Source organism: Streptomyces sp. NPDC020845 (genome assembly GCF_044334165.1).
GTDB lineage: Bacteria > Actinomycetota > Actinomycetes > Streptomycetales > Streptomycetaceae > Streptomyces.
Genome location: NZ_JBIRSJ010000003.1, coordinates 580,797 through 594,461, shown reverse-complemented (window position 1 = coordinate 594,461; position 13,665 = coordinate 580,797). Strand labels below are relative to the sequence as shown.

10 protein-coding genes and 1 pseudogene are annotated in these 13,665 nt (G+C 71.3%); 9 read left to right on the top strand and 2 right to left on the bottom strand.

Annotation, left to right across the window (positions count from 1 at the left end; genetic code table 11):
• Positions 1–13 precede the first annotated feature (13 nt).
• The 7 genes from ACH4U7_RS09780 to ACH4U7_RS09750 all read left to right on the top strand — a co-directional run bounded on the left by ACH4U7_RS09780 (position 14) and on the right by ACH4U7_RS09750 (position 10,430).
• Positions 14–796 (top strand): FHA domain-containing protein, encoded by a 783-nt coding sequence (locus ACH4U7_RS09780; RefSeq protein WP_398527428.1) that lies wholly within the window; start codon positions 14–16, stop codon positions 794–796.
• 152 nt (positions 797–948) lie between these two features.
• Positions 949–2,361 (top strand): family 2B encapsulin nanocompartment shell protein, encoded by a 1,413-nt coding sequence (locus ACH4U7_RS09775; RefSeq protein ID WP_398527427.1) that lies wholly within the window; start codon positions 949–951, stop codon positions 2,359–2,361.
• 43 nt (positions 2,362–2,404) lie between these two features.
• Positions 2,405–4,654, top strand: coding sequence for a germacradienol/geosmin synthase (locus ACH4U7_RS09770; protein WP_398527426.1), 2,250 nt, complete (start codon positions 2,405–2,407; stop codon positions 4,652–4,654).
• A 57-nt stretch (positions 4,655–4,711) separates the two neighbouring features.
• Positions 4,712–5,005, top strand: a complete 294-nt coding sequence (locus ACH4U7_RS09765) for a hypothetical protein (protein ID WP_398527425.1) — start codon at positions 4,712–4,714, stop codon at positions 5,003–5,005.
• A 180-nt stretch (positions 5,006–5,185) separates the two neighbouring features.
• A complete protein-coding gene (locus ACH4U7_RS09760) occupies positions 5,186–7,507 on the top strand; it encodes a glycosyl hydrolase family 95 catalytic domain-containing protein (protein ID WP_398527424.1) in 2,322 nt (773 codons plus the stop codon).
• 86 nt (positions 7,508–7,593) lie between these two features.
• Positions 7,594–9,150, top strand: coding sequence for a bifunctional phosphatase PAP2/diacylglycerol kinase family protein (locus ACH4U7_RS09755; RefSeq protein WP_398527423.1), 1,557 nt, complete (start codon positions 7,594–7,596; stop codon positions 9,148–9,150).
• Between the two features lie 95 nt (positions 9,151–9,245).
• Positions 9,246–10,430, top strand: coding sequence for a DMT family transporter (locus ACH4U7_RS09750; protein ID WP_398527422.1), 1,185 nt, complete (start codon positions 9,246–9,248; stop codon positions 10,428–10,430).
• 17 nt (positions 10,431–10,447) lie between these two features.
• Here the strand turns inward: ACH4U7_RS09750 and ACH4U7_RS09745 are convergent, their stop codons facing one another.
• Positions 10,448–11,320 carry an NAD(P)-dependent oxidoreductase gene (locus tag ACH4U7_RS09745; protein WP_398527421.1) on the bottom strand — a complete coding sequence of 291 codons (873 nt, stop codon included), beginning with the start codon at positions 11,318–11,320 and terminating at the stop codon, positions 10,448–10,450.
• Between the two features lie 137 nt (positions 11,321–11,457).
• On the opposite strand from ACH4U7_RS09745, the gene ACH4U7_RS09740 reads away from it, so the two are divergent.
• Positions 11,458–11,817: a winged helix-turn-helix transcriptional regulator gene (locus ACH4U7_RS09740; protein ID WP_398527420.1), complete on the top strand. Its 360-nt coding sequence runs from the start codon at positions 11,458–11,460 to the stop codon at positions 11,815–11,817.
• Between the two features lie 67 nt (positions 11,818–11,884).
• On the opposite strand, the gene ACH4U7_RS09735 is transcribed toward ACH4U7_RS09740, so the two are convergent.
• Positions 11,885–12,760, bottom strand: a complete 876-nt coding sequence (locus ACH4U7_RS09735; RefSeq protein ID WP_398527419.1) for a family 16 glycosylhydrolase — start codon at positions 12,758–12,760, stop codon at positions 11,885–11,887.
• A gap of 517 nt (positions 12,761–13,277) precedes the next feature.
• On the opposite strand from ACH4U7_RS09735, the pseudogene ACH4U7_RS09730 reads away from it, so the two are divergent.
• A pseudogene (locus ACH4U7_RS09730) lies at positions 13,278–13,655 on the top strand (hypothetical protein); the annotation flags it as partial.
• Positions 13,656–13,665 lie beyond the last annotated feature (10 nt).

Here is a 13,665-nt window from a genome sequence, read left to right as displayed (position 1 = left end):
CAAGGAGGCAGCGATGCACAGCCACCGCCCCGATACCCTGGCGCGCGGCGCCGAACCCGCCCGGCCCGGCACGCTCCACGCGCGCTCGGTCATCGCCGACATCAGCGTCCCGCCGGTGCCCGGCCGCGTCGTCCGGTTCGGGCGCGGCGGCCGGCCCGATGTGGATCTGTCCGTCGCCGAGGGCGATCTGCGGGTGAGCCGCCGCCATGGCGAGCTGACGTACCGCGAGGGCAAGTGGTGGCTGCGGAACACCGGGCAGCAGCTGGTCCGGCTGCCGCGCGGCCGGATGATGCATTCGAGCTCGGGCCCGATCCCGCTGGAAGCGGGGTACACCCCGCTGTTCGTCAGGGGCTCGGGCTACCGTGAGCACCTGGTCGAGCTGTATGTGACGGACCACGACGAGCGGGGCGGCGGCGCGCGCCAGGAGGACGCCACCCTGCCGCCCAAGCGGTGGCCGCTCGACGACGAGGAGCGGCTGCTGCTGGTCGTGCTGGGCCAGCACTATCTGCTGTACGAGGAGTGCCCGCGGCCGCTGTCGTACCGGCAGGCGGCCATGGAGCTGGACTATGTGTGCGGCGAGGGCGTCTGGGGCGAGCGCCGGATCGAGCGCAAGGTGGGGGCGGTACGCCGGCGGATCGAGCGCGGCGGGGACTTCCCGTACTCGGTGCTGCGCGAGGAGGACGGCGCGGGGCCCAGCGACCACAATCTGCTGCACAACCTGCTGCGCGGGCTCGTCGAGTCGACGACGCTGGTGCCGCCGGACCTCGAACTGCTGGACGGCGATGTCGACGACTGAGGACGCTGATCGTTAAACGCGGGCATTGCCACGATCATTCGATCTGATGAGTCACATCCGCCGTCCGCGTCTCCGCCGTTCAACGCCCCCTAGCGTGCTGGGTGTTCGCGCCGAACCCCCGTTTTCCCCCGCACGCAAAGGAGACACGGCTGATGTCGGTAGACGCGGCCAGCGAAGCGCAGCCGGAGCGGCAGGAGCAGCTCAGCCTCGGCACCGCCGCCGCACGCAACCTCGCCACCACCACCAAGTCCGTTCCGCAGATGCAGGGGATCACCTCCCGCTGGCTGCTCAAGGTGCTCCCCTGGGTGCAGACCGACGGCGGGGTGTACCGGGTCAACCGGCGCCTCACCTACACCGTCGGGGACGGCCGCATCGAGTTTGTGAAGACCGGTTCGCGGGTGCAGGTCATTCCGCGTGAGCTCGGGGAGCTCGCGGTGTTGCGCGGCTTCGAGGACGTGGGCGTGCTGACGGCGCTCGCCAACCGCTTCGTGCAGCGCGACTTCAATGCCGGCGAGGTGCTGGCGGAGGAGGGCACCGCGGCCGATCACATCTATCTGATCGCGCACGGCAAGATCGTCAAGACCGGCAGCGGTCCGTACGGCGAGCCGACCCGGCTCGGCGTGCTGGGCGACGGCGACCGGTTCGGCGAGCAGTGTCTGCTCAGCGCCGACTCGACCTGGGAGTACACCGCCAAGGCCGCCACCGCCGGCACCCTGCTCGGGCTGCCGCGGCGGGAGTTCACCTCGATCCTGGAGGGCTCGCCCGCACTCCAGACGCATGTCGCGGAATTCGCCGCGCTCCCCCAGCAGCGGCAGAACGCGCGCGGCGAGGCCGAGATCGCGGTGGCCTCCGGCCATGCCGGCGAGGCCGATCTGCCCGGCACCTTCGTCGACTACGAGCTGCATCCGCGCGAGTACGAGCTCAGCGTCGCCCAGACCGTGCTGCGGGTGCACACCCGGGTGGCGGACCTCTACAACAAGCCGATGAACCAGACCGAACAGCAGCTGCGGCTGACCATCGAGGCCCTGCGGGAGCGGCAGGAGCACGAGATGATCAACAACCGCGAGTTCGGCCTGCTGCACAACGCCGAGTACGCCCAGCGGATCCAGACCCACTCCGGCCCGCCGACCCCGGACGACCTCGACGAGCTCATCACCCGCCGCCGCGGCTCCCGGTTTCTCTTCGCCCATCCGCGCACCATCGCCGCCATCGGCCGCGAGCTGAACTCCCGCGGGCTGTACCCCGACCACGTGGATCTGAACGGCAACAAGGTGCCCGCCTGGCGCGGGGTGCCCATCCTGCCCTGCAACAAGATCCCCATCACCAAGGAGCGCACCAGCTCCATCATCGTCATGCGTACCGGAGAGGACGACCAGGGCGTCATCGGGCTGCACCAGACGGGGCTGCCCGACGAGTACGAGCCCGGCCTGTCCGTGCGGTTCATGGGCATCGACGAGAAGGCCCTGATCTCCTACCTCGTCACCGCCTACTACTCCGCGGCCGTCCTGGTGCCGGACGCGCTCGGCGTCCTGGAGAACGTCGAGATCTCCCACGGCCGCGACTAACCGTCCGTCCCGGAACACGAGAGAGGTGAGGTGAGAGGCGCGGATGTCACAGCCCTTCGAGCTGCCGGACTTCTACGAGCCGTATCCGGCCCGGCTGAATCCCCATCTGGCGGCGGCCCGGGACCACTCAAAGCGGTGGGCCCGCGAGATGGTGATGATCGAGGGGTCGGGCGTCTGGGACGAGGCCGACTTCGACTCCCATGACTACGCCCTGCTCTGCGCCTACACCCACCCGGACGCACCGGCCGAGGTGCTGGCCACGGTGACCGACTGGTACGTCTGGGTGTTCTTCTTCGACGACCACTTCCTGGAGAGCTTCAAACGCAGTCAGGACATGGCCGGCGCCAAGGCATATCTCGACCGGCTGCGGGCCTTTATGCCGGTGCTCCCCGCCGCCCGCGCCGCCGAGGAGCCGTCGAACGCGGTGGAGCGGGGCCTTGCCGACCTGTGGGCCCGTACGACACCGGCCATGTCCGGCGGGTGGCGCCGGCGGTTCGCCGAGGCGACCCGCCATCTGCTCGAAGAGAGCATGTGGGAGCTGTCCAACATCAGCGAGGGCCGGATCGCCAACCCACTGGAGTACATCGAGATGCGCCGCAAGGTCGGCGGCGCCCCCTGGTCCGCCGGGCTCGTCGAGTACGCGGCGGGCGCCGAGGTGCCCGAGGCGGTGGCGGCGAGCCGACCGCTGCTGGTGCTTCGGGACGCCTTCGCCGACGCCGTACATCTGCGCAACGACCTGTTCTCCTACCAGCGCGAGGTCGAGGACGAGGGGGAACTCTCCAACGGCGTGCTGGTCTTCGAGCGGTTCCTCGGCTGTGACACCCAGGCGGCCGCCGAGGCCGTCAACGACCTGATCACCTCGCGGCTCCAGCAGTTCGAGCACACCGTGTTCACCGAGCTGCCGCCGCTGTTCGTGGAGTCCGGTCTGGACCCGCGGTCCTGTGCGGACGTCCTGACCTACGCCAAGGGGCTGCAGGACTGGCAGTCGGGCGGGCATGAGTGGCATATGCGCTCCAGCCGCTATATGAACGGCGGCGGGGCCGGCGACCCCGGTGGCCCGGTGCCGGGCGGCCCGCTGGGCCTGGGCACCTCGGCGGCCCGTATCGCCACCTCGCTGGCGGCCACCCTGCCCTTCCGGCTCAGGAGCCATGCGCAGCCGCCGCGCCGGGTGGTCGGGCCGGTGCGGGTTCCGGATCTCCATATGCCCTATCCGGCGCGGCTGAGCCCTCATCTGGACCGGTCCCGGGGGCACATCGTGGAGTGGGGGTGGCGGATGGGCATCCTGGATGTGCCGCCGGGCCTCCCCGGCTTCGGGGTCTGGGACGAACACAAGCTGCGGGCCTTCGACTTCGCGCTGGCCGCCGCCGGTATCCATCCGGATGCCACCGGCGAGCAGCTGGATCTGACCACGGGCTGGCTGACCTGGGGTACCTACGCGGACGACTACTACCCCATGGTCTTCGGGCGCGCCTTCGACCTGGCCGGCGCCCGGGTCTGCAATGAGCGGCTGTCGGCCTTCATGCCGGTGGACTCCACCTCCGTGCCCACGCCGGTGACCGGTCTTGAGCGGGGCCTGGCCGACCTCTGGTCGCGTACGGCGGGGCCGATGACGGTGGATGCGCGGCGCGCCTTCCGCACCACCGTCGAGGACATGACCGGCAGTTGGCTGTGGGAGCTCGCGGGCGAGATGGAGCGGCGCGTCCCCGACCCGGTCGACTACATCGAAATGCGCCGCAAGACCTTCGGGGCGGACCTGACCATGGCCCTGTCCGGGCTGTCCCACGGCCGGACGCTGCCGGCCGAGGTGTGCCGGGCCCGGCCGGTCCAGGCCATGGAGCACGCGGCCGGGGACTATGTGGGGCTGCTGAACGACCTCCACTCCTTCCGGAAGGAGGTCGAGTTCTCGGGCGAGATCCACAACAGTGTGCTGGTCGTCCAGAACTTCTTCGGCTGCGGCACCTCCGAGGCCCTGCACATAGTCGCCGACCTGGTCAACTCCCGGATGCACGAGTTCGAGCGCATCGTCTCCACCGAACTGCCCGCGCTGGTCGAGGATCTGGCGCTCGACGCGACGGTCCGGGCCACGCTTTACGGCCACACGCGCGAGCTGCAGAACTGGATGTCCGGAATCCTCGTCTGGCACCGGCAGACCCCCCGCTATGCGGAGTCCGAGCTGCGCCGCCCCGTGGGCCTGCCGCCGCGCACCTCGTACGGCCCCACGGGTCTTGGCACCGCGGCCGCCCGTCTCGCCGCGACGCTCGGCGGCGGACGGGCGACGGCGGCAATCGGCTGACAGGCAGGGGCTGCTCGACCGTCGCTCCCTCGTTGCCTTCCGTTACCAAGAGCTTCAGTGACTCTCAGCATTCCTGGCGATTCCGCCTGGAAGGTCCGTACCGCCCACAAGCCCGGCGGCTTATGGTCCGCGCTTCAGCGACCATCGCCCGGACAAGCCTTCGGCCTCGGCCAGGAGGAGCCGGCGCCGCCCCTGGGGGTGGAGCCGCTGCTGCGGGCCGCCGCGGGCGGGCGGTACCCGTCCCTGGCCGCCGGGGCGGACGGGATCACGGACTTCGAGGAGCGGTTCCGGCACGGTGTCGAACTCATTGTGCGGGGCCGTGGATCCGGCGGTCGGCGCCGTCCGCGCTAGCCAGGGAAGATCCGAGGTCTCGCCCACCTGGCGACTTTTCGTACCGATATCATCCTGTCACCGCCCCCTGTCCATCCGATGTTTATCGTGCGCGAGGGGTTCCGGTTCCCCTCAAGGGACTGCATCATGCCCAAGGGTTCAGAGCGTCGAACTGGAGGCATGTACGTGACCACGTCTGCGATGTCATCCACACCGTCCAGAAGATCGGTCCTCGGCGGCGCCCTCGCAGCTTCCGCCGGTGCCACCGGGCTCGCCGCGGCGCCCGCCGCGTACGCCGCCGAACCCGCCGCGCCTGCCGCGGCCGGCGCCCGCGACCCATGGGCCGAAGTCCTCGACGACGCCGACATGGTGTGGCAGAAACTGCCGACGACCTGGTACGAGGGCCCCTTCCTCGGCAACGCCCGCCTCGGCTCCGGCATCTACGCCGAACCGGGCGGCGCCAACGCCATCCGCTTCAACGTCCAGCACAGCGAGGTCCAGGACCACCGCCCCGAGTTCGGCTCGCTGTTCGGCCTGGCCCGGCTGCCCATCGGCTGGTTCACCCTGGAGCCGGTCGGCACCATCACCGCCGTCGACTGGCGGCTGCGGCTGCGCGACGCCGAACTGACCGGCACCATCACCACCGACAAGGGCACCCTCACACTGCGCGCCCTGGTCCACAACTCCCGCTCGCTGATGGCCGTCGAGGTCACCCCGAGCGCCGGCGAGGCCGCCTTCCGCTGGGTCTTCCACCCGGCCGAGGCGATCAGCCCGCGGGTCGCGTTCAAGCCGATCCCGGACGGCTACACCGGCAACCCCCCGGCCGTCGTGGCGGAGCGCGAGGGCGTGCAGACCGCGGTCCAGTCCCTGCTCGCGGGCGGGCAGCATGTGACGGCCTGGCGGGAGCGCGACTCCTCCCGGCGGCGGACCCTGTATGTGACGGTGGCGCACTCCTTCCCGCGGACCACCGCCCTGGGCGCCGCATGCAAGGCCGTACGGTCGGCCTCCGCGCTCTCCTACGACGCGCTCGCCGCCACCCATCGCCCCTGGTGGCACGCCTACTACCGGAAGAGCTTCCTGTCCCTCCCGGACGCGCGGCTGCAGCGCTTCTACTGGATCCAGCTCTACAAGGTCGCCGCGGCCGCACGCGCCGACGCGCCCGTGATGGCCACCTGCGGGCCGTGGCTGGAGTCCACCCCCTGGCCGAACACCTGGTGGAACCTCAATGTGCAGCTGGAGTACTGGCTGATCCACGGCTCCAACCACCTGGAGCTCGACGCCGTGACCCGGGCGCTGAGCGAGTACCGCGACAACCTCTCCAACCAGCTCGACGCGCCGTACCGCAAGGACTCGGCGGGCATCCCGCGGACCACCGACCCCCAGCTGGTCAACGGCGGCGCGGTGGCGAACGGCGGCTACGCCGTCGGCATCCCGGGCCAGGACCCGCCCACCCCCGAGGTCGGCAACCTCACCTGGGCGCTGCACAACGTCTGGCTGAGCTACCGCCACACCATGGACACCGCGATCCTGCGCGACGTCCTCTTCCCGCTGCTGCGCAAGGCCATCACCTACTACCTCCACTTCCTCACCCCCGGCAGCGACGGCAAGCTGCATCTGCCCGCCACCTTCTCGCCCGAGTACGGCGTGAACGCGCCGGACTGCAACTACGACCTGATGCTGCTGCGCTGGGGCTGCGCCACCCTGCTGGAGTCGGCGAGGACGCTGGGCACCGACGACGAACTGGCGCCGCGCTGGCGGGAGGTGCTGACCCGGCTCACCCCGTACCCGGTCGACGAGAACGGCTACATGATCGGCGCCGGGGTCCCCTTCGCCAAGTCCCACCGCCACTACTCGCATCTGCTCGCCGTCTACCCGCTGTACGAGGTGACCTGGGAGGACCCGGCGCACCGCGAGCTGATCGAGACCTCGCTCAACCACTGGGTCGGCTTCGAGGGCGCGCTCCAGGGCTACACCTTCACCGGGGCCGCCTCGATGTCCGCCCAGATGGGGCGGGGCGAGGACGCGCTGAAGTACCTGGGTGAGCTGATGCGCCGCTTCATCCAGGCCAACACCATGTACAAGGAGTCGGGACCGGTCATCGAGACCCCGCTGTCGGCCGCCCAGTCGCTGCACGACATGGTGTGCCAGAGCTGGGGCGGGGTGATCCGTGTCTTCCCCGCGCTGCCCGCCGCCTGGCGCGAGCTGGTCGTCCACGACTTCCGTACGCAGGGCGCGTTCCTGCTGAGCGCGGCGCGCGAGGGCGGGGCCACCCGCTGGGTGCGGCTGCGCAGCGAGGCGGGCGCGCCCTGCGTCGTACGCCACTCCCTGGGCGGGGACATCGAGGTACGCGACGGACACGGGCGGCCCCTGCGGTACGAGCCCGCGGGCGACGGCACCATCCGGATCCGGCTGGCCCGCGGTCAGGAGGCGGTCATCACCGCGCGCGGCGACCGGCCCGATATGCGCGTCCGGCCCGTACGGCCGGGTGAGGAGGCGCCGCGCTGGGGGATGCCGGCCTCCTGACGGGCGGCGCGCGGAGAGAGGGGCGGATCGGCCGTCCGTGCACACCGGGGTGGCGTGCGGGCGGCCGATCCGGATACCCATGTGCCATGAGATTCATCAGCGATCTTGACCGACGGCTGTTCGCGCGGGTCGCGGCCGGCCGGCTCCGCGGCGCCCATCCCCTGCTGCCCAAGCTCACCCACGCCGCCAACCACGGCCGCCTGTGGTTCGGTACGGCCGGGGTACTCGCCGCCGTCGGTGGCCGGACCGCGCGGCGGGCCGCGGTGCGGGGCGTCGGGGCGCTGGCCGCCGCCTCGTTCGTGTCCAACACCGTGGTCAAGTGGACCGTGGACCGCCGCCGTCCGCTCCTCGACAGCGTGCCGCTGATCCGCCGGCTGACCAAGCAGCCGTGGACGAGCTCCTTCCCCTCCGGGCACTCGGCCTCCGCGGCCGCCTTCGCCACCGGGGTCGCCCTGGAGTCCACCGGGTACGGGATCGCTGTCGCCCCGCTGGCCGCCGCGGTGGCCTTCTCCCGGGTGTACGTCGGCGTGCACTACCCCAGCGATGTCCTCGCGGGGCTCGCCCTGGGCGTCGGCGCCGCCGCGCTCACCTGCCGCTGGTGGCCACCGCGGCCACAGACCCCGGCGCGGGCCCGGCCGCGCGTCTCGGCCCCGGCGCTGCCCGAGGGCGACGGGCTGGTGGTGGTCGTCAACACCCAGGCCGGCGTCGGCCTCTCGGGGACCGGTCTCACCGCCGCCGATCAGTTGCGCGCGCTGCTGCCCGCCGCGGAAATCCTGGAGCGCGAACCCGAGCAGGACCTCGGGCCGCTGCTGGACCGCGCCGCCCGGCGCGCCGCCGAGCGGGGCGGGGCGCTGGGGGTCTGCGGCGGGGACGGCAGCGTCAACGCGGCGGCCGCGCTGGCCGCCGAGCGCGGGCTGCCGCTGGCCGTCTTCCCCGGCGGCACCTTCGACCACTTCGCCCTGGACGTGGGGGTGCCCGCCATCGAGGACACGGTGCACGCCGTGACCGAGGGCGACGCCGTCGCCGTGGACCTGGCCCGCGTGGCCCCGCTGCCGGGCGACGGGCCGGGCGGCCACTTCGTCAACACCTTCAGCCTGGGGATGTACCCCGAGCTGGTGCGGATCCGCGAGAGCCTGGAGGGCCGGCTCGGCAAGTGGCCCGCCGCCGCGGTCGCGCTGGCCCGCGTGCTGCGCACCGCCACGCCCATGGAGATCGAGGTGAACGGCCGCGGGCGGCGGCTGTGGGTGCTGTTCGTCGGCAACTGCCGCTATGCGCCGGAGGGCTTCGCCCCGGCGTACCGCGAACGGCTCGACGACGGGCTGCTGGACGTCCGCGCCGTCGACGGAAACCAGCCGCTGGCCCGCACCCGGCTGCTGGTCGCGGCCCTCACCGGCACCCTGGGGCGGTCCCGAGTGGTGGCGACCCGGCGGCTGCGCCGGCTCGACCTGTCGGGCCTGCACGACGTGGATGTCCGCGCCCTCGACGGCGAGGTCGCTCCATCCCCCGCCGAGGCGCTGGTGATCGAGAAACGGCCCGGCGCCCTGACCGTCTACCGCCCGGCCGAGCCGGGGAACGAGCTGGCGCAGCGCGCCCGGACGACCGCCGCGACGGCGCACTTCCGCCGGGCCGTACTGCGCCGGTAGTACGCGCAATGGGGGCTCAGGGACGACGACGTGGCGGGCGAAACCCGTCATCGTGAGGACATGGACGACGACCGACCGGCCCTGGGAGCCCTGACGTGACCTCCCTGGCTCTCTCCGTGCTCCTGGCCCTGGCCTCGGCGGTGTGCTACGCCGCCGGCGCCATCCTCCAGGAGCACGTCGCGGCGACGACGCCGCCCCGCCCGTACGCAGCGCTGCGCCGCGGCCGCTGGTGGACCGCGGTGGTGCTCAACGGGACCGGTGCGGTCCTCCATGTGCTGGCCCTGGCGTACGGGCCGCTGAGTGTGGTGCAGCCGCTGGGCGCGCTGACCATCGTCTTCGCGCTGCCGATGGCCGCGGTGTTCGTCCGGCGCCCGGTCGGCGCGGCCGGGTGGCGGGGCGCGCTGCTGGCCACCACGGGGCTCGCCGGGCTGCTCTCGCTGAGCGGTTCGTCGAGGGCAAGAGCGCTGGCGAAGGACGACCGGATCACGGTGGCCGTGGTCACGGTGAGCGCGATCGCCGTACTGGCCCTGGCCGCGCGCTGGTCGCGGCGGCCCGGGGTGCGCAGCGTGCTGCTGGCCGTGGCCGCGGGGGCCGCCTTCGGGGTCTCGTCGGTGTTCACCAAGAACGTGACCGTGGAACTGGAGTGGGGGAAGCCGGAGTTCGAGGGCTGGGCCTCTGGGCTGCCCAGCCTGGCGATGATCGGGCTGCTGGCCGGGGCCGGGGTGCTGCTGTCCCAGGCGTCCTACCGGGGCGCGGGGCTGGCCGCCCCGCTGGCGACGGCGACCGTGGCCAACCCCGTGGTCGCCACGGCCATCGGCGTCACCGCGCTCGGTGAGCACTTCCGCCACGGCGCCCCCGGCACCCTGCTGGCCCTGCTGGCGGCGCTGGTCGCGGGCACCGGTCTGGTCATGCTGACCGTGCACGGGGTGGAGACGTCGGGTCAGCCGGCGGAGCAGGGTGCCACCGCGGACCCGGCCGGGCCGGAAGCCGCCCCGCAGCCGCAGGAGACGGACGCTACGGGCGGGGCAGATGGGACAGATGGAGCGGCCGGGACGGGCGAGGGGCCCGAGGGGCGAGGGCCGGACGACCGGACCGGCGGCCCCGGAACCGGTGGCCCCGGAGCCGGCGCCGCCCCCCGCCCGCGCCGGCTCCCCCGTATCCCCCGCCCGGCGCGCGGCGCCGACGACCGTCTGACCCCCGACCGCCGCTCCCCCGGCCGCCGCTCACGCGGCCAGCGGCGGTCCAGCCGGGGCGAGGCCGTCCTGCAGGACCACCGCTAAGGCCGGTCAGGTCCGGCTCACGGCCGCGTACGCAACAGCTCCACCAGGCCGGAAAGGTCCTCGTGGCCGTGGCCGTCGGCGACCCGCCGGGCCATCAACGGCCCGAGCGGGGCGAGCAGTTCGGGGCTGACGCCCTGCTCCTCGGCGGCCTCGACGAGGTGGCCGAACCCGGCCGACTGCATGGCGAGGTTGGAGACCACGCCCCGGGCGTGGTCGCCGCTGTCGATCTTCTCGGCGTATCCGGCCACGGCGCCCGACATGCCGTTGAGCCAGCGGCCGAGCATCGGGGCGAAGTCGGCCGCCTTGATGTCCTCGCTGCGGATCAGCGCGTAGGCGTGCAGGATTCCGGCGAACATCCCGTACATCCCGCTGAGCAGGGCGATGTCGTACAGCGAGGCCAGCGCGGCGTCCTCGCCCAGGTATTCGCTCCGCGCCAGGGCGTCCAGCGCCGCCCGGTGGGTGCCGAAGACCTCCCGGGATCCGCTGTAGAGCACAAAGGCGGCGGGGGTCGCGATCATCGGGGGTACGGCCATGATGCCGCCGTCGAGATAGTCGGCGCCCTGGTCCGCCGCCCACGCGGCCATCTCGCGGGCCTGCCGCGGGGTGCCGCTGGTCAGGTTGGCCACGGCCTTGCCGGTCAGCGCCCTGGCCACCGGGTCGAGGGTGCCGCGCACGGAGTCGTGGTCCAGCAGGCACACCACCACCAGCGGGCTCGCCTCGACGGCCTCGGCGACCGTCGCCGCGCGCAGCGCGCCCTCGGGGACGAGGGCTTCGGCCTTCGCGACCGTACGGTTCCACACGGTGGTCCGGAATCCCGCCTTCAGGAGGGCGCGGGCCAGTGCCGTGCCCATATCGCCCAGGCCGAGGACGGTCACGGGGGTGTCGCTCATATCGGGTGCTCCCGTTGCTCAATGCTGCTGTTCGTATCGGTCCCGGCGCGCCTGTCCCAGCCTTGCGGCCCGCTGTAGTGTGGGCAAGTACGGATTAAAAAGTGCGTACTTACCTTGAGGTCAGTGGGGATGGGTTCATGAGGAAGCGGCCGTATGTCTGTGGCCTGGACGCGGCCGTGGATGTCATTGGCGGCAAGTGGAAGGTGCTGATCATCTGGGCGCTGAATTCCCAGCGGTGCCGGTTCGGTGAATTGAAGCGGCTGGTTCCCGGGGTGAGCGAAAAGGTGCTGACCCAGCAGTTGAGGGAGCTGGAGGCGGATGGAATCGTCCACCGGGAGATTTACGACCAGGTGCCGCCGAAGGTGGAGTACTCACTCACCGAACTCGGCGAGGATCTCAATACGGCGCTGAAGCCGCTGGGCGCCTGGGGAAAGCAGCGGATGGCGGTTCTGGAGGACGCCGACGAGAACTGCCGTCACCCCTCGGCATGCGGATGAGGCGGTGGCTTCCGGGAGTGATGGGAGTGACCTGCCGGAGGCCACCGCCTCGTGGCGGGGCGCGTCTTCAGGATGTGCGGTTGCGGCCCACATAGACGTTCCGGGCCCGGTAATACGTGTCGCCGCTAGGGCCCGAGGACCCCGAGGAGCCCTCCATCTGGAGGTTGATGATGAGCCACAGAGGTTTTCCGACAAAACCCGCCCCACGGTGGACCGCTTTCCAGGTCCCGTCGAGGTAGTAGTGAATGTCGACGTCGGTGTTGTTCACCTTGGTGATCCAGGCGCGATAGGTGTGCCAGTTGCCCGGTGACGACACCCCGACGATGGTGCTCGATACATCCGAGGAGGTGCGGAAGGTATTGAACCAGTTGTTGGAGTTGCCCTTGAATTCCAGGATGTCGCTCTCCGGCGGCCAACTGTTGACCCCGGTCAGCCAGAAGGCCGGCCAGGTCCCGGCGCCGTTCGGCGCCTGGAATTCTCCCTTCACCTCGTAGTCGGGGAATTGGCTGGTCACCACGATCTGGTTCTTGGCGTGCACCGCGCCCGAGTGGTAGCGGATCGGCAGATGCGGGGAGGAGGAGCTGGTCCCCTCGTCCCAGGTGATCCGGCTGGCCTTCAGCGTCAGCACGCCGGAGCCGAGATAGATGTGGTTGTGGTCGCTCGCGCTGCCGTACATCCGGGCGCTGCCGTTGTGGTCGGAGCCCCACGGGTACAGATAGTTCCACGCCGACTCGAAGGCGCTGTAGCTCCCGAAGGAGCCGTTGATGACGTCCTCCCAGGTCGCGGCGGGGGCAGCGGCCGCCGGGCGCGGCCATCCGGTCAGGGCCGCGGCCCCGCCGAGGGCGGCGGCCGTGGTGAGGAACCGCCTGCGTCCGTACGACTCGCTGTGCGCTGATTGGCCCTGTGCTGATTCGCCCTGTACTGACTTGCTCCGTGCTGACATGCCACGCATGGCTGCCTCCCGAAGTCCGAAACTTCGAACACAAGCAAACAGAAGTCAATCGGAATCACCACAGTCCCAAGGGCCCCACACCTCGTCAAGGGTGTGGAACTGCTGCCGCTGAAGTGTGCTCAAGCGTGAGGGTGAATGCGTGCAATCTTCGGCGTGACGCGCATTTCCACCAGAACGCCTCAGGATGCGAACGGAAATCCTGATGCCGAATGCGTGACCTCTTCGGTCGGGCTTCGTTGGATGTGGGGAAGGGATCGCCGGGGCGGAGCCGGGCGGGGGTGAAGGATGAGCGGGTTGCGTAAGGTCGCCGAGCCGTTCGTTGCGTCCGGCCCGGCTGGAGTGGCGATCCGTACCCGGATCAAGCACCTCACCGCGCAGGATGAGAAGGCTCTTGCGCTGGTCGGCGCGCATCTGGGTTCGCTCGCGTCGCGGGACCTCAAGACGCGCTGCGCGGACGGTTGGGAGCATTGCGCCGATCGGTGGGCGGCGCGTAAGCGGGAGCTGACGCCGGAACTGGCAAAAGCCTCTCACCGCGAAGACCAGGAAAACCACTCGCCACGACGCGGCCGCCGTGGCGATCGGACGGCGCGCCCAGGGACACCCGATCCGGCGACGGACGGCACCGCCCCCACACGACCAGAGCGATCGTGCGGGGCATCGGACCGCCCAGGCCCGACCGGATGTCCCTGGGCGTGAGGCTCTGCTCATCAGCGGCCTCCGGCCGCGGGCCGCCCACGCATCCCCGGACCACGGACACGATCCATGCGCGCCGGATGCGAAGCGAACGCGGGGAACCAGAACGCCCAACATCGTTCGGGGCGTTCGGCTGAGCATCCCTGACACCAGGACTCACCCCCGCTCGGTCCCTAGGAACGGTCTTTGTTAAGCGCAGGTTA